We start from the raw sequence: 17,180 nt of genomic DNA, 5'->3' as shown, positions 1-17,180 counted from the left end.
GGCACCCCATTGATGCCCGTTTGACTTAGCCAAGCACCACCACGACCTGATTGGTCGAGCCTGCCGGTTGGGCAGTGATCTCGCCGTTAACCGGCTGACCATTCAGGGTGACAGACTGCACGCCTTTGCTGACGCCATTCGGGTTTTCCACGCTGATTTGGTAAGTCGCACCGCGCCACTGGCGGCTGACGCTGAATCCCGGCCAGTCGCGGGGAATACACGGGTCGATAGTCAGCCCTGAATATCCGCTGCGCACGCCGAGAATAAAGTTGGTCACCGCAAAATAGGCCCAGCCAGAGGTGCCGGTCAGCCAGGGGTGATTGGCACGGCCATGGTCCTGATGGTCGCGGCCCATAATGAACTGGACATAGGAGTAGGGCTCGGCGATACGGGTTTCAATGATGTCATTCTGGTTATACGGGTTAAGGGCATCGTAGAACTTCATTGCCCGGTCTCCCCGGCCCAGCTTGGCTTCGGCAACCCAGGCCCAGGGGTTAGGGTGGGAGAAGATGGCGCCGTTCTCTTTTACGCCCTGGTAGACCCGGGTGACAAAGCCGATGTCATCGTTGGGGGTAGTGAATGATGGCGCATTCAGATGCAGGCCGTAGTCGGAATAAAGGTGCTCATCCACCGCGTCCATTGCCTGCGTGCCGCGCTCCTGGCTAGCCAACCCGGATAATACCGCCAGGGTGTTGGATTCCAGGTGAATCTTACCTTCAGTCTGTTGCGCGGTACCGATTTTGTCGCCGTTTTTGGTCAGTCCGCGAATGTACCAGCCGCCCTCGTCGTCCCACAGATGGGCTTCACAGGCTTCACGCACATTGGCGGCCATTTCGGTGTATTTCGCCACGTCCTGGTCACGACCAAGGTATTTGGCCAGGTCGATAAACTCCTGCAGCGCCCAGAAATGCAGGAAGGAGACCATGGCCGATTCACCGCCGCCTAAGTTAAGGCAGTCGTTCCAGTCAGCCCGCAGGCCTTTACAGATGCCGGTCTGACCGATGTGCTGGGCAGAAAAGTCCAGCGCGGCCTGCATATGCTGGTAGACGGTCGCGTCGCCGCCATCGGCGTAGGGCACCAACTCGTCAAACAGTGAGACCTCGCCGGTTTCCATCACATATTTGCAGATGGTCGGCACCAGCCAGAGGTGGTCGTCGGAACAGGTATCTTTGATGCCATGGATTTTGTCTTCATCAGACGGGGTCGGGACCACAGTCGGCGACTTGGACGGCGCCACATCTTCTTTATCGGGATCAAACCAGTCCGGATCAAACAGGTGCAGGCCATAGCCGGCTTTTACCTGACCGCGCAGCAGGTCGATGATGCGCTTGCGGGTCATGGCCGGGTTGGCGTGTGGAACGGAGATGGCATCCTGGGCGGTATCACGATAGCCGAGCCCGGTGCGGCCGCCGACTTCGATAAACGAGGCAAAGCGCGACCAGACCACACAGGTTTCGGCCTGGTACAGGGTCCAGGTATTGATCATGGTATCCAGGCCCGGGTTGGGCGAATTGACCTGAAACTTGCCGCAGCGTTCTTCCCAGTGGGCCTTGATAGCGGCAAACGCGGCGTCGACTTCGGCTAGGTTCTGGTATTTGGCGCGCAATTTAGCGCCGTTACCTTTGCCGAGGCCAAGAATGTAAACAAAGCGCACTTCTTCACCCGGCTGGAGGACAAACTGTTTGTGCAGCGAGCCGCAGTGGTTGTAACAGGTTTGGGCGCTGTTGGCACAGCGGCCGCTTTCCAGTGCGATCGGGTTGGACTCGTCGCGGTAGTGGCCGAGGAAACTGTCGCGCTGACCGTCGTAAGAGTCCGGGTCAAAGCTTGAGGCCAGATAATAGAATCCTTCATGCTCGTCGGTGTTGTAATACAGGTCGTACTCGATCACGCCATCCTGATAGCGGGTGCCGGCGGAATAGAGTGACATCTGGTGGTTCTGGTTGTCCGACTGGATGTGGCTGAAGGAAAACTCAACGAAGGAAAAGGCGCTGATGGTGCGCACACGGTCAGAATCATTGCGGATCACCACATCCCACAGCTCGGCATCTTCCCCTTTTGGCACAAACAGGGTTTTGCGTGCGCTGATGCCCTGGTATTCACACTTGAAGATCGAATAAGAGAGGCCGTGGCGAACCTCATAGCTTGCTTCGTCCAGGCTTTTCGCTACCGGTTGCCAGGAAATGGACCAGTAGTCACCGTTGTCATCGTCACGCAGATAGACGTAGTGGCCCGGGCGGTCAAAGCTGGCGTTAGGGCGGAACTTGGTCACCCGATTGTATTCTGGTGAGTTGTAGAACGAATAGCCGCCGGCATTCTGCGAGATCACGGTACAGAATTTTTCGGTGCCCAGATAGTTGGTCCAGGGCGCTGGCACGTCCGGCCGGGTAATGACGTATTCACGATTGTCGTTATCGAAATAGCCGTATTTCATGGTGGTTTCCTTATCGAAATGCTGCGGTTAGCTGCAGCGTATCTAATGCGTATTCAAATTCTGTTGTCCGGCAGTCACGGCCGACCGTCGGTTTTCCATGGTGGACAATAGTCGATGCCCTGTTTATCCAGTAAAGGGAGATGGCTTTTCAGCCGCGCTAAATAGTCCTGCCAGTCGCGCTGCGGTTTTTCCGTCCAGCACGCCTCGGCCAGCGCCGTCAGCCGTGGATAGATCATGTAGTCCATCCGCGGCTGATCGGTGACGATCTCGCACCACAGCGCGCACTGAATACCCAAGATCCGGCGCCGGGACGGATCGTTGTCGGCCAGGTCAGCCAGCGGCTCATAGCCATAGGCCTGCTGCAGCGGGATCACGCCCGCCCAGTCCACGCCCGGCTCTTCCGGGGCATAGTTCTGTGCCATATCCAGGTAGGTAAACTGTCCCGGCTGTAAGATGACATCGAACCCCTGTTTGGCACATTGCAATGCCGCCTGCTCACTGAGCCAGGAGTAAATCACCGTATCGCGGCTGACCTTATTGCCGTGCTGGGCCTCTTCCCAGCCAACCATGCGCTTGCCCAGCGCCGCCAGCTTCTGCTCGGCGTGACGCAGCAGATGACCCTGCAACTCTTTGGCGTTTTGCAGCCCTTGCTGATCCATCAACTGACGACAGGACGGGCTGTCTATCCAGACGCCTTCCGGCACTTCATCGGCACCGATATGAATCCATGGCGAAGGGAACAGTTCGGCGACCTCTTCCAGTACCCGATCAATAAACTGATAGGTACCAGGCAGTGCGGGGGAGAGTACGTTGTCGGTATAATTCTGCACGCTGCGATAATGAGATTGGTCGCCCGGGTCGGCCAATAGCTCCGGCAGAGCTTTAATCGCGGCGCGGCAGTGGCCGGGGATATCGATTTCCGGGATCACGCGAATCGCCCGCTGCTCGGCAAATTCAATCACTTCACGGATTTCTTGCTGGCTGTAGTAGCCGCCATAGCGCTGATTGAGGTGGCTGAACTGCGGCTGTAAGAGCTCTCCCGGTCCGCGCCAGGCCCCCTGTTCTGTCAGTTCTGGGTAGGCTTTAATTTCGATTCGCCAGCCTTCATCATCGGTCAGATGCCAGTGGAAAGTATTAAATTTGTAGTGGGCCAGTTGATTGATCAGGCGTTTGATCTGCTCCACCGGTTGAAAATGGCGCACGCTGTCAAGCATCATGCCTCGGTAACCAAAGCGCGGCTGATCCTTGATGGTCAGGTAAGGCACTGAATATCCCTGGCCAGCCGATTGGGAACGGATCAACTGGATCAGGCTGGCACTGGCGTGAACAAAGCCACTGTGAGAACTGGCGCTGATCAGAACACCTTCAGCAGACACCTCTAACTGATAGCCGCCGGGGTCCAATACCGGGTGGCTGCGAAAACGAATGTCGCTCTGGCCGATGGCGCTGAATTCCATGCCATACAAGGCGTTCAGCTCTTGTTTTAACCACAGCGCCGCCGATTCACCCTGCGCGCAGCCTAAAGTGATCTGGCTGCGACGATGAAAGTGGAACTCGCCATTACCGAACTGGATCTGATTCGGTTTGGGGATCAGTGCGCAGTCACTGGCTGCGATGCTTGGTAGCTGGCTGCGCTGACGGTAGGGTGAAGCCAGCGCGATGGCACTCAGACTGACGTCAAAACGCGGCTGGCCGTTGAGATCGCAAATCTGGGCCTGTTTAAAGCCATCGGAGTAAAATCGCAGTGGCGCAGTCTTGATGCTGAATTCACAATAATAGTGTTGATTGGCGGCCAGGCTGGTCATCTCAGGTCGCAAGGTACACAGACTGCCGACCTGGTGGAGTTCACCGTCGCTGACGCTGTCGGGCTGGATAAAGCGGTCGCAGATAAACTGTAAACTCCAGTCAGTTAATCGCTGATCGGTTAAGTTGTGCAGCGTTAAGCTGAAGCGGCACTCGGCTTTGTTTTCTGCCACCACAGCCAGGTCTAATCGGTATAGCATCGGTTGGTCCTCAATAAAGATTGTGCTCGGGCTTACCGGCAAACAGCAATGCCCCTTCCATAGCATCGGCCTGGGCCGGGACTATCCAGGGCAGAATCGAGTCAGATAACCAGGGCTGAATTCGCTCGGCAATGCCACCCATCAGGCTGATACGCCGGGCTCCGCGCTGATACAGTGCCTGCAAAAACATTTCGATGTCGGCAGCCGTCTGCTTGAGCAGGGCGATCGCCAGCGGGTCCCCTTCACTGGCAAACTGAAATATTGCCGGTGAAAACTGGCCGTAGTCCCGTGGGAGTGCCTGTTTTGACCAACTGACAATGTGGTCGATTTGCTGGTCGAAATGGTGCATAACGTGGCTGGTCAGAGGGGTAGTGGCTGCAATGTCGTCGTAGGCCAGAATGACTTGCTGAATCAGCCGCAATCCCATCATGGCGCCGCTGCCCTGGTCGGAAATCGGGAATTCCCGCCCGCCAACCATCTGTTGCTGGCCTTGTGAAATCAGCAATCCGCATGAACCGGTACCGGCGATCATGATCGCGCCATCATCACCCCTGTGTGCGCCCAGGCAGGCGCCGTAGGCGTCGGTATTAAGGGTCACGGAATGAAACGGGTGTTGTTGCGCCATCATCTGCTGCCAGGCGGAGCGCTGTTCTGCTCCTGCCAAGGCCAATCCGACATCCATCTGCGCCAGAGCCGGGTCTGCCAGACCAGCATTACGGGCCGCCTGGCGCACGGTCTCGATCACTGTGGCCATGGCTTGTTCGACGCCGAGCAGAATATTGGCGCGGCCCCGTTTGGCTTCTCCAAGCCATTGACCATCGCGGTGACGAATCCGGGCGCGACAGGAGGTACCGCCGCCGTCGACCCCGACCAGATATAAACTCATCGTCTTTCCTCCGAAGGATTATGGGAAGCGTGTTGGCCCTGCAGCAAAATAGCCAACAGGTACCAGCCGCCGTGCGGGATCCACTGCTCACCCCAGCGCCAGTTTTGCAGCATGTCGTCACTGTGCGGCTCTGGGTTGAAGGCGATGTCGCGCTGGTTATCAAATCCGGCGGTGATGCCGTTGCAAATGCCGCCTTTGGCGTTAAAAAAGCCCAGCTCGGGCAGATAATCCGGGTTGTTGCGGCCGTGACCATCCAGCATGCAGATATCAAACGGGTTCAGCCCGACTATCCAGTTGAGGCAATTCTGGGCGTAGCCAGCCATGTCGGTCTGCTGCTGATCGGTCAGGTAGGGCTGGGCGCTGTAGGCCATGCAGGCCAGCGAGGCCAACCGGGCATTTTCACCCTGCCACCAGTAGCCGGATTCGTTGTGATGAGGAATAAAAAAGCTGTCCTGCTTGGGGCCGTCAACGGGCTTAACGTATTGGCGCGGGTAACCGAACGGATTGACATCCCGGCTGGTTACCTGCAGTTCAAACTGGCAGCTCTGCCTCAACGCGGTGATGGCCCGTTGGCGCTTGGCCGGTTCAGTTTCAATCGCCAGGTACTGGCACAGTGCTAAACCTGGCAGGCCAGCTTCGGCGGCGTGATAATAGGGGCGGCTGCCACTGTCGTTGGCGGACCAGTAATGGGCGAAGTTGTCGTCGCTGCGCTGGCGGGCGATCAGCCGCTCGGCCCAGTCGCGGCTTTGAATCAGCCAGTGCAGATCCTGGCTGGTCTGATAAAGCGCCACTGCCGCCAGCAGGGCGCAGTACTCGTCGATGATGTTTGGCTGGCCATCGTCCAGATAGCGGTGATTGTGCTCCAGCAGATGGTGATAACCCAATACGGCTGCCTGAAAATAGCGCTCTGCAGTGTCGTGGTTGAGCTGCTGGCAACCGGCGGCTTTGGCCAGCGCTGCAATGGCGATCCCTCCGCCCTGGCGGAACCCGGCCTGGAAATCAGCCGAGCGTTTCCCCTGCTGGGTGGCGTAGCTGCATATCTGACGCTGATCCAGCTGTTTTGACCAGCCATCAAAAACCGTCGTGTAGAAGTAACCGCTGGGATGCTGCATCCGCAGCAAAAACTCTACGCCATACAGGGCTTCTTCCTGCAAGCGTTGTTGGGTGAACGGTGCCAGCAAGTGAGCGCTTTGTTCCAGGCCATACAGCATATTCCACACCACCATAGGGATTTGCTGCGGATTAAGAAAGTTGGCATAGGAGAGGTGACTGAGGTACTTGCTGACGTCACCGGAGGCGTCATACCAGCCACCATGCACGTCGACCCGTTGCGATTGTTCAAACAGCGGCACGCAGCGATCCTGGCGATCGAACTCACCACTGCAGCGCTGGGATTTAAAGTAGTGCAACAGATCCGACAGGGTTTTCTGCAGCAACAGTCGCTCGGCGACGGTAAAACAGGCCGAGCGGGTGTCGCCAAATTGCAAATAGTATTGCCCTGGCTGACTCAGTGAAGAAAAATCGATCCGATAGAACTCCCCCTGATGCCACTGGTCGACCCGGCCGTGCGCTTCTATCGCCAGCCTGGCAACCGGCTGGTGGTCAGTGGCTGACACCAGTTCGGCGTGGGTGTGGGGCAGGTAGGCTCGTTGAGTCACCAGTACCGCCTGTTTAGGGCCGGCCAACTCATAGCCTATGTGGTTAATCAAAATCTGCATTCAGGTCTCCGCAGAAAATATCGGCTCAATGTCAGGTCCGGCGCTCGCCGGACCGGGTGGATCACGCTTCGTGCAGGTAACAGCGCACGAAGTGGTTGTCAGATAACTGGGTCACCGGCGGCAGCTCTTCCCGGCACCGCTCGCTGGCCTGGGTACAGCGGCCGGCAAACGGACAGCCAACCGATTCCGGCGTCCAGAGCGGGATGTCGCCTTTATTGCCTTTCAGCGGGGTGTGAATCGATTTGCTCGGATCCGGTACCGCAGACACCAGCAACTGGGTATACGGATGCTGCGGGTCGTGAATGATCTGCTCGGTGTCACCCCATTCCACCATGTGGCCGACATACATCACGGCCAGATCCTCGGCGATATAACGGGCGGTGGCGATATCGTGAGTGATGTACAGCAGTGACATCTGCTGTTCAAATTTCATCTCTTCCATCAGGTTAAGCACCCCGGCCCGGATCGAGACGTCGAGCATCGAGGTCGGTTCATCCGCCAGCACCACTTCAGCACCGACGGCGATGTTACGGGCCAGGTTAACCCGCTGACGCTGTCCGCCGGACAACTGGTGCGGAAACTTGGCCGCGGTTTCTTTGGGCGGGATCAGGCCAACCTGCTCCAGCAGGTCGTATACCCGCTCCTGGAGCTCTTTTTTGTTACCCGGTGTGACCTTTTTATGGATCAACAGCGGCCGGGCAATATGGTGGAAGATATTGTGGGTCGGATTGAGGGAACCAAACGGATCCTGCCACACCATCTGCACGCCTTCGCGGTAGTACATCAGGTCCGATTTGGAGCTGATAGTTTCAATGTCGCGGCCTTTGTATTCGATCACCCCTTCGGTTGGCGAATACATTTTGGCGATCATTTTTGCGGTGGTGGATTTACCCGAGCCGGACTCGCCCACCACGGACAATCCGCGGCTTTTATACATCTTGAATGACACGTCGTTGATTGCACGCATCATAGGTTGTTTCAGTGCGTTACTGTTGATCGGGAAGTCTTTGACCAGGTTTTTGCCTTCCACCAGTAATTCGCCGTAATTTTTGCTCATCATGTTCTCCAGAATTTGCTGCTCGCGTGGCTTATAACTTGGCGTGGGCTATTGGCTCGCCATACAGGTGACAATTGGAAAAGCGGCCAGGCTCAATCTGGCGTAGCTGGGTTCCGACGCGGGTACAGGTTTCATGTACCCGGTCACAGCGGGCCTGGAAGCGGCACCCCTGTGGAATTTCCAACAGGTTGAGCGGGTTACCCGGAATACCGGTCAGCTTGGTTTTCGGCCCGGTCAACGGTGGGAAGGAGCTGCCCAATCCCCGGGTGTACGGGTGGTACGGGTGCTGCAAAATTTGTTTCGACGGCGCGACTTCAATCAGTTCACCCGAATACATGATGCCAATGCGATCGGAGAATTCGACCATCAGCGACAAGTCATGGGTAATAAACAGAATTGAGAAACCAAACTCTTCTTTCAGGGCATAGATTTTCTGCAGGATCTCCCGTTGCACCACCACATCCAGTGCGGTGGTCGGTTCATCCATGATGATCATTTTCGGATTCAGCGCCAGAGCGATAGCGATCACCAGTCGCTGACGCATACCGCCCGAAAACTGGTGCGGATAGTCGTGCAGCCGGCTTGGGTGAATATCGACGATCTCCAGTAGTCCTTCCGCGCGACGACGGGCCTGCTCACGGCTCATGTTGGTGTGGCGCATGATGACGTCGCAGAACTGTTCTTCCATGGTCAATACCGGGTTGAGGGCGTTCATCGCACTCTGGAACACCATCGACATCTCACTCCAGCGAAACGACTGCATGCGGTCATCGCTGTATTTAAGGATATCTTCGCCATTGAACAGCACCTCACCACCGGTAATAAACGCCGGCGGCTTATGCAGGCGCATCAGTGAAAAGGCGACGGTGGATTTGCCACAGCCGGACTCACCGGCCAAGCCGAACACTTCTCCCGGGGCAATGTCGAAGCTGACATTGTTACAGGCGCGCACGTCACCGGCGTCGGTAATGTAGTCAACGCAAAGGTTGCGGATTGAAATCAGTGGGGCAGTCATAATTACTTGTCTCCGCTTGATAAGGCTGGTTGTGGTGCGGCATCAGGAAGACGCGCTTCTTGATCTTGCTTGGCGAGTTTTTTCCAACGTTTCATTCCCTTATGAGAACGCAGTTGCGGGTTGGCTATTTCGTCGACGGCAAAGTTGAGCAGAGCCAGACCGGTCACCAGGATGGTCAGGGCAATACATGGAGCCAGCAGTTCCCACCAAGCGCCAACCAGCATCGACGAGGAGGTCTGCACGTTGTAGAGCATGATGCCCCAACTGACGGTGTTCGGGTCGCCCAGACCAAGGAAGGACAAGGTAGCTTCCATCATGATGGCGTACATCACCGAGCCGATGAAGCTGGCACCCACGATAGAAATCAGGTTTGGCAGGATTTCGACAAAAATGATCCGCCAGGAAGATTCGCCCAGCACTTCGGCCGCTTTGACGAACTCTTTTTCTCTTAGCGCCAGGGTTTGCGAGCGAATCACCCGCGCGCCCCAGGCCCAGGACATCATGCCGATCACCAGGGTAATGGTCAGCGGACCGGCCTCACCGATAAAGGCGGCCACCACAAACAGCAGCGGATATTGCGGAATCACCAGCATGATGTTCATCGCTGCAGTGAGGATGTCGTCGACCCGGCCGCCAAAGTAACCGGCTGATACGCCGATCACTGTGGCCAGCAGGCAGACGGTAATGCCGGCACCAAAGCCAACTGCCAGCGAAACACGGGCGCCGTGGGCGATTTGCGACCAGACATCCCGTCCCATGCGGGTTGTGCCCAGTACGTGGTCGGCTTTTTTCGACATCAACAGGGTACGACGGTCATCGGCCAGGTTTTCGGCGACCCAACCATCTGGATTCGCTTGCGCCTGAGTGACCACGAACGACGGATACTCATGTGGATTACCGGTGCGTTTGTCCGGAGCGTGTTTACTCAGCAGCGGCGCAAACAGGGCGATCAGAGTAAAAATCAGCAGGATAATGACCCCGGTCAGCGCCATAGGATTACGCCAGATCAGTTTAAAGAAATCTTTCATGATTATTTCCCTCCCTTGCGTAGGCGAGGATCGAGTACGACATACAACATGTCGGCGACAAGGTTAAAGAACAGCATAAACAGGGTCATGATCAGTAGCTGACCTTGCAGCACCTGATAGTCACGGGCGTTGATGGCGTTAAACAGTACCGTACCGAGACCCGGATAGTTAAAGATGATTTCGATGATCAGCTGACCACCGATGGCCATACCCAACGACATGGACAGAGCGGTGACGCTAGGCAGCAGCGCGTTACGGGCCGCGTAGTTGAATACCACCCGGTTTTCGCTCAAACCTTTGCCTTTGGCCATAGTGATGTAGTCTTCCGCCAGCAGGTTGATCATGTTGTTACGCATATTGACCAGGAAGCCGCCGATCTGGACGATAGAGGCACAGACCAGAGGCAATACGGCGTGGTAAGCCACGTCTTTGATAAATTGCCAGTCGGTCCAGTCCGGCACAGTACCGGCGGTATAGGCGTAGCCGGTCGGGAACCATTTCAGGCCGATGGCAAAGGTAAACAGGGCGATCATGGCAATAACCACCTGAGGTACCGCCTGCAGAATCAACATGCCAGGAGTGACAAAGGCGTCGTATTTGCTACCGCGTTTCCAGGCGGCAAAAATACCCAGAATCGAACCGATCGAGAAGGAGAGCACGACCGCGGTGCCTGCCAGGAACAGTGACCAGCCGAATGCGCTGCCCAGCAGGTCGTTAACGCTGAGCGGATAGAATTTAATCGAGGTACCCAACTCCCAACTGAGGATACTTTGCATGTACGTTAAGTACTGCTGGAAAATGTTCTGGTCTTCGACAAAACCAAGCAGTTGTTTCATTGCTTCAATGCGTTCCGGCGTAACCTGAGCGGTGGCATTGGCAAACATCATGGTTACCGGGTCGCCCGGCATCGCGCGTGGAATAATAAAATTTAAAGTCGCTGCTACCAGCAGTGCGACAAAATAGAACGACAATCGTCTTAAAAAATAACCCATAACTCACACCTTACTCGCCCAGATATTTCCTGTTTCTGGTTTCAGGTCGCTTGCAGCGAAAGTACTAAATTGAGTGCGAACAATCCCCTGACGACGGGCGCCATATCTTGAATAACAACAAGAAGGGGAGAGTGTGCGGCGCACGGAGTGTGCGCCGCGTGAAGTGAATGCTTACTTAACTGGTTTCAGGTCCAGAACATGTAGCAGACGCTCAGGGATGCCAGCCCAGATATTTGGACGGCCCTTAGGATTTTCTTCGTTCCACCAACCGGTGAAGCGCTTGGTGTTGTACTGGTACATGTAAGCACCTGACATTACCGGGATGGTCACCTGGTCTGCGGCGATGATCTTCTGAATACCGTGAGCGATTTCCATCTGCTCATTCTTATCAGCGGTTTTGTAGAAGCTATCTAGCAGGTTATCCAGCTTGTCATTCTTGTAGAAGTGCATCGCGAAGCGAGGCATACCTTCACCGCCCTGCAGGGCAGAGTTGTATGCACTGTTCCAGTAAAGATGCGGGTCAGCACCGTGGAAGTAGTTGGTGTAGGCGACATCATAGCTACCTTCCAGCATTGCCTGGTTGTACACGGCAAATTCAGGTGTACGCGCTTTGGCTTTGATGCCCACTTCAGCGAGCTGTTCAACCGCCAGTTGTACCGTGTTGTTAAAGTCGGTCCAGCCGTTCGGTGATTGGATCAGCAGCTCAAAAGGCTTGCCAGATGGCGTGTCGACAAAGCCGTCTTTGTTAACGTCTTTGAAGCCCGCTTTCGCCAGCAGTTGCTTCGCGCCTTCAACATTGTAGGTGTTGTAACCTTTGTACTTGTTGTGGGTCGCTTCATCAGACCAGGCTTCAAATGCGTAGCCCAGGCCAGATGCGAAGTCATTCACGGTACCGCCGCCGTAGAACGCGATGTCGATGATAGTCTGACGATCCAGTGCCATAGAGAACGCGCGACGGAAATCAACGTTGGTCAGCGCTTCGTTTTTCGCTGAATCCGGGTTTTTGAAGTTCACCACAAACGCCTGAGTACCTGATGGCGGGTACCAGTACTGATGGCTAGGACTCGCTGCAGCGTAGGTACGGTCAATGTCAGGAACGAATGAAGACGTCCAGTCCAGTTCAGAGTTAACGATTTTACCCAGCAGCTGGTCGTTGTTGGCGATTTGCGGCACGCGCAGACAGTCTACTTCCAGGTTGTCGTTATCCCAGTAGTTCGGGTTGCGGCACTGAATGTAAAGTTGTGGAGTAAAGGTGTCGATTTCGGTGAACGGTCCGGTACCAACCGGGTTTTCATTGGTGAAAGTCGTTGGATCGTCAACTTTGCTCCAAACGTGCTGCGCGACGATTGGCACCAGTGAGATTTCATACGGCACGTTTGAGTTGGCTTCGCTCAGACGGAAACGAACCTGGTAGTCGTTCAGCTTTTCAACACTGGTAACCCACTTGTTGATACCGCGCTGGTCAAGTTCAGGTTTATCTTTCAGTAACTGGTATGAGAACACTATGTCGTTGGCGTCAAACGCCTCACCATCTGACCATTTTACGCCTTTACGAACGTCAAAAGTGACGCTCATCAGATCGTCTGACATGCGGAAGCTTTCGGCCAGGCGCATGACTGGCGTGTTGCCGTGCATTTCATTGAATACGACCAGCGGTTCGTAAATGAAGTCTGTGGTGGTACGCAGGTTGGTTGCCAGGTACGGGTTGAAGTTACGTACCATAGTCGGGTAGAAATCAGGTACTACTGTTAGCTCACTACGTGCTGCTGCTGGAGCCGCGACACTGGTCACTGCCGCTACTACGGCTAGCGATAGAGCTGTTTTTTTAATATTGGCAAGCATAGCTGTTCCTTACTAATTGCTTTCATTTCACTTGTGGATATGAATGTCATCAATTGATAAACACTCTCTAAGACCTACCTCAATAATGCCAACCTAGCCGGAGGGACTAAGTCGATTGAGTGGCCTGTAGGCCTTAGGCAAGGGTAAGAAAACACCCGAAACAGAAAATTATCAATTTCCCATCCCGTTAAAAACGTCAAAACCGGTGACAACTCCGTAAAAAACGTAAAAAACCATCAGTTAAGTGAATGCTTTATCAATAATATTCGTTATTGATGAAATACCTATCGGCACGATCTATTATCTATATGTAAGTACTTACTATCTTTTGTGTTTATTTGTTTGTTGGGGTTTTTATCGAATTCTAAATTGAGCGATCCGGATCACTAGCAGCCGGGCAGGGTTGTTTTTTGATAAAAATAAAAACTGACGGATTGTTGTGATTATAATCGCAAACTGAATTAATTCTGTCATAAAAGCCGCTGTGGAACACAGAATAACGTTTTATTCGGCCTGCCTGAGGAGGATTGACCGCGGCTATGATGAGGTTGTTTTTTGAGGTCAAATAAGTGTGTTAACCATGTCCTACTGGCAGAAACATGCTGCCGTATTGAATGAGCTAAGGGTTGCCTGTACGTCTGGTTACAGCGTACTTTTTGATGTCCTGGGCGTAACGGCCACCCTTGGTTTGACAGGCTGCAACTGAGGCTGGACGCTGAAAGGGAAAGTGTGGCTAAAAAAGTACCCGCTTTAAGCGGGTACGGCTGAGGGAATGGATTGCGTCGTAGGACGTTTAGCTGGTTAACAGGTGTTGCAGCTGGTCGCGCAGCGTTTCGATATGACTGCGCTCCGGGCTCTGTTCATTGCAGTGGTCGAGAATGTAGTCCAGGCTGCTTAGAACGGTTCGCCAGCGCGGCGTTTTCGGCAGGGTTTCCACCCGCAGGTATTTATCCAGCGTGCGGGTTTGCAGCGTGCTGCGGTCTAGGTAAACCCGCCACAGCCCGCTGTTTTCGGCAAAATCAAATTTGGTTTGACCGGTGACCCTTTCCCAGTACTGCAAGGCGTTGGTCATGGCGTCAACCAGTACCTCGCGCATCATATCCTGCTTGGATTTGCTGTTACCCGAGACTTTATCGGCCAGGCGGGTAAACTCCCCCCCCAGCTCTTTCAGCTGTTGCAGCTTGGCTCGATCCCCTTCAAATGCATAGCTCGACAGGGCTTCGATCGCAGTTTCCAGTTCATTGATTCGGCTGACATTGGCACCACCACCAACATTAAAGATATACAGGGTTTTCATGCCGGATTCAGGCGGCATGGTCAGCACATCGCTCGGCACAGATTGACGAATATTATCAATAAATACATCGATGTTGCCGCAATAGTGCGGCTGGTTGATATTGAGGTATTTAGGGGCGATCAGTTCATCGGCCGCCGAACGTTTCAGCTGTTCCTGATTGCGTTTAAACAGTCTCGCTGCCGCTTCATTGCTATAGCGAATCTTATTATCCTCGTGCAGGCAGATGATCGCTTCCGGGGCGGAGTCTAACTGCTCCAGCAATCGACCCTGGGTTTCGAGTAAGCTGGCTTCCACCCGGGCGCGCTGCTTCAGCTCCTGCTGCAACAGCTGGTTTTCCTGTCGGCGCAGTTCAGCCTTGCTGGCGGTCAGATGGGCCTGGATACGGGCTGCCAGTTCCTGCTTGTTAAACGGTTTCGACAGATAATCATTGGCACCTGCATCAAAGCCGCGGATACGGTCCTCCGGCTGATTGAGGGCGGTTAACATGATGATCGGCAGCGTAGCGAGATCAAAGCGCTGACGTAACTGCTCACATACCTGATAGCCGCTCATGCCCGGCATCATGACGTCGAGCAGCAGCAACTGGGGCGGTTCCTGCTCGATCATGGTTAGCGTTTCCGGGCCGTCTTTGGCGGTACGCACCCGGTAACCTTCCATGCGCAGGAAGCAGTCGAGCACGCGCAGGTTAACCGGCTCATCATCTGCCACCAGCAGCAACGGACCGTCGGGGTTTTCCGGCAGATCATCCGGTTCAGGTAGATCGACCAGGCTGAGGTCCGGCACTTCAAAGTGATGACTGTTACTGTGGCGGGCCTTGGTTATCTGTTTTTCGCTGGCCAGTGGCAGGGTAAAGCTGAAAGTGGTTCCGACCAGCGGTTGGCTACTGACATACAGCGACCCCTGCATCAGTTCAATCAGCTGACGGCTGATGGAAAGCCCCAGCCCCGCGCCCTGGCGATATCGGCTGGCGTCGTTGCCGGCCTGGATCAGCGGCTCGAAAATGTGTTCTAACTGTTCCGCGGGAATGCCCTGGCCGGTATCGACCACCTGGACCCGAATCATGTCGTCGACCTGCTGCGCAGAGATGACGATCTTGCCTTCACTGGTGTATTTGATTGCATTACCGACCAGGTTGTACAGCACCTGCTCCAGGCGCTGGGGATCGGCGGCGACCCAGATCTTCTGCTCGGCGATCTGATTGATGATCCGCAGCGGCTTACCACCGAGCAGATGGGCCGACAGTTCGAGCACCAATCCGGTCGCGGCGGATAAGTCTACAGCTTGTGGATGGATGTCGAGGTTACCGTAGCGCATTTTGTGGTAGTCGAGCAGATCGTCCACCAGATTGGCCAGTCGCTGGCCGCTGTTAATAATAATGTCGAGCTGGTACTTGTGCTCTACGCTGATCGGGCCATTGGCGCCGGACACCAGTGCCTGGGCGATGCCGACCATGCCGTGCAGCGGCGTGCGCAGCTCATGGGAGGTGGTGGCGAGGAATTCGTCTTTCAGCTTGTTGGCCAGTTGCAGCTCTTCATTCTGCTTACGGATCAGCTGCAGGTTGTTTTCCAGCTCACCGTTTTGCTGTTTAATCAGGTTGATTTTTTCTCTGATCGAGCGCTGCATACGTTCAAAACTGACCGCCAGCCGGCCGATTTCATCCTTGCGTTCGGTATTGATCACCGTTTCGTCCAGGTCGCCGGCAGAGACTTTCTCGGCGGCCCAGGTCAGTTTCAGTAGTGGGGCGGTGATAAAGTTGGACAGGTAGTGAGAGGCGATAAATACCAGCACAATCGCGATTAACATCGCGACAATAAAAATGGTCTGCAGTTGATTCACCCGGGCAAACGCTTGTTTTTCTGGTAGTTCCACTACTAACGCCCAGTCAATTCCCTCGACGCTGATCGGCGTATAAGCGGCGATGATCTTTTCACCGACCGTATTGATATAGGTGCCTACCGAAGCGACGCCATTCAGCGCCTGATCGATGACTGCGATGCTTTTGTCTATCTCTTGCTGGTCGTAGGCCAGAGTGCGCGACAGGTAGTCGTCGCCGACCAGGATCGAACGCAGTGGCTCCTTATTGTTATCGGCAACCAGCTTGCTGATGCCATTGTTCGGTAACCGGAACAGGGCGTAGCTATGCAGGTAGCCCTGCTGGATGATCGGGGCGCCCAGCCAGGCGACCACTTTGCCGTTTTCCTGCTGGAAGTCGGACAGGATCACCGGGGTATAGTCTTCATTGCCCTGTTGCTGGTTTTCCATTAACTGGGTCAGGGTTTGAAAGGTCTGGCCCAGGTTGGAGTTGCGGTACTGACCGCTGACCAGGTTGGTGCCAAAATTGTCGTGCTTATAGATCGAGTAAGTGACATTGCCCTGCCGGTCGACCAGCAGAATATCGTCAAAATCGGATCGTTTCAGCAGTTCCTGATAAGCCCAGTGGTAGCGTTTATGCAGCAGCCGATAGCGCTCGGTACCATTAAATACGCTGGATTCCGGTAACACGGAGGTCTGAATTTTATCGCCGCTGCCTAAGAGGTAGCGTTGCTGGGCATTCTGCCGCGCCTGTTCGATATCTTCTCCCAGGTTACGAAACGCATTCACCAGGCCGTAAAATCGCCCGCCGCTGGCAAAGGCCAGTTCTGAACGGACGAACCCCAGTACTTCTGACTTCTTGGCATACAGGTAATCCGTCACCTGCTGCTGCTTACTGTCGCGTAACGAGGTCAGGTGAGAGGTACTCTGTTCCTGCAGATCTTTACTGTGCGAATGGAGAAAAAACAGGGCGATGATGGTGACTGGCGTGATGCTCAATACTAAAAACGCCAGCATCAGAGTATTTTGCAGGCGTTTGAAGCGTTGTTTGCGACGAATGCTGAACATAACCGTGGTATGGCTTTCCGTGGTCAGGCAG

Annotated in this window: 10 protein-coding genes; all 10 read right to left on the bottom strand. The window is 54.8% G+C overall.

All coding sequences use genetic code 11. From position 1 onward, the window contains the following. Positions 1–25: 25 nt before the first annotated feature. Positions 26–2,431 (bottom strand): GH36-type glycosyl hydrolase domain-containing protein, encoded by a 2,406-nt coding sequence (locus ACQY6F_RS00575; RefSeq protein WP_428771393.1) that lies wholly within the window; start codon positions 2,429–2,431, stop codon positions 26–28. 74 nt (positions 2,432–2,505) lie between these two features. After that, positions 2,506–4,434: a beta-N-acetylhexosaminidase gene (locus ACQY6F_RS00570; RefSeq protein ID WP_428771391.1), complete on the bottom strand. Its 1,929-nt coding sequence runs from the start codon at positions 4,432–4,434 to the stop codon at positions 2,506–2,508. Positions 4,435–4,444: 10 nt separating this feature from the next. Next, positions 4,445–5,320, bottom strand: coding sequence for a BadF/BadG/BcrA/BcrD ATPase family protein (locus tag ACQY6F_RS00565; RefSeq protein ID WP_428771389.1), 876 nt, complete (start codon positions 5,318–5,320; stop codon positions 4,445–4,447). Further along, a complete protein-coding gene (locus ACQY6F_RS00560) occupies positions 5,317–7,038 on the bottom strand; it encodes a glycoside hydrolase family 9 protein (protein ID WP_428771387.1) in 1,722 nt (573 codons plus the stop codon). Before ACQY6F_RS00560 ends, ACQY6F_RS00565 begins: the two co-directional genes overlap by 4 nt. Before the next feature lie 61 nt (positions 7,039–7,099). Continuing rightward, the gene (locus ACQY6F_RS00555) at positions 7,100–8,095 is read right to left on the bottom strand and encodes an ABC transporter ATP-binding protein (RefSeq protein ID WP_428771385.1); all 996 of its coding nucleotides are present in this window, start codon (positions 8,093–8,095) and stop codon (positions 7,100–7,102) included. Positions 8,096–8,126: 31 nt separating this feature from the next. Then, positions 8,127–9,110 (bottom strand): ABC transporter ATP-binding protein, encoded by a 984-nt coding sequence (locus ACQY6F_RS00550; RefSeq protein ID WP_428771383.1) that lies wholly within the window; start codon positions 9,108–9,110, stop codon positions 8,127–8,129. 2 nt (positions 9,111–9,112) lie between these two features. After that, positions 9,113–10,138: an ABC transporter permease gene (locus ACQY6F_RS00545; RefSeq protein WP_428771381.1), complete on the bottom strand. Its 1,026-nt coding sequence runs from the start codon at positions 10,136–10,138 to the stop codon at positions 9,113–9,115. A gap of 2 nt (positions 10,139–10,140) precedes the next feature. After that, the gene (locus tag ACQY6F_RS00540; RefSeq protein WP_428771379.1) at positions 10,141–11,130 is read right to left on the bottom strand and encodes an ABC transporter permease; all 990 of its coding nucleotides are present in this window, start codon (positions 11,128–11,130) and stop codon (positions 10,141–10,143) included. A 171-nt stretch (positions 11,131–11,301) separates the two neighbouring features. Further along, complete coding sequence (locus tag ACQY6F_RS00535; RefSeq protein ID WP_428771377.1) at positions 11,302–12,972, bottom strand: ABC transporter substrate-binding protein; 1,671 nt, start codon at positions 12,970–12,972, stop codon at positions 11,302–11,304. A 793-nt stretch (positions 12,973–13,765) separates the two neighbouring features. Next, positions 13,766–17,149: a response regulator gene (locus tag ACQY6F_RS00530; protein ID WP_428771375.1), complete on the bottom strand. Its 3,384-nt coding sequence runs from the start codon at positions 17,147–17,149 to the stop codon at positions 13,766–13,768. Positions 17,150–17,180: the final 31 nt, after the last annotated feature.

It is taken from the genome of Vibrio sp. (assembly GCF_050299255.1).
Classification (GTDB): domain Bacteria; phylum Pseudomonadota; class Gammaproteobacteria; order Enterobacterales; family Vibrionaceae; genus Vibrio.
Note: the sequence above shows the minus strand (reverse complement) of the source record. Positions and strands in the feature narration are given on the sequence as shown.

Coding starts and splice junctions, on each gene's coding strand:
- ACQY6F_RS00575 (WP_428771393.1), bottom strand. CDS start 2,431: ATGAAATACGGCTATTTCGATAACGACAATCGTGAATACGTCATTACC.
- ACQY6F_RS00570 (WP_428771391.1), bottom strand. CDS start 4,434: ATGCTATACCGATTAGACCTGGCTGTGGTGGCAGAAAACAAAGCCGAG.
- ACQY6F_RS00565 (WP_428771389.1), bottom strand. CDS start 5,320: ATGAGTTTATATCTGGTCGGGGTCGACGGCGGCGGTACCTCCTGTCGC.
- ACQY6F_RS00560 (WP_428771387.1), bottom strand. CDS start 7,038: ATGCAGATTTTGATTAACCACATAGGCTATGAGTTGGCCGGCCCTAAA.
- ACQY6F_RS00555 (WP_428771385.1), bottom strand. CDS start 8,095: ATGAGCAAAAATTACGGCGAATTACTGGTGGAAGGCAAAAACCTGGTC.
- ACQY6F_RS00550 (WP_428771383.1), bottom strand. CDS start 9,110: ATGACTGCCCCACTGATTTCAATCCGCAACCTTTGCGTTGACTACATT.
- ACQY6F_RS00545 (WP_428771381.1), bottom strand. CDS start 10,138: ATGAAAGATTTCTTTAAACTGATCTGGCGTAATCCTATGGCGCTGACC.
- ACQY6F_RS00540 (WP_428771379.1), bottom strand. CDS start 11,130: ATGGGTTATTTTTTAAGACGATTGTCGTTCTATTTTGTCGCACTGCTG.
- ACQY6F_RS00535 (WP_428771377.1), bottom strand. CDS start 12,972: ATGCTTGCCAATATTAAAAAAACAGCTCTATCGCTAGCCGTAGTAGCG.
- ACQY6F_RS00530 (WP_428771375.1), bottom strand. CDS start 17,149: ATGTTCAGCATTCGTCGCAAACAACGCTTCAAACGCCTGCAAAATACT.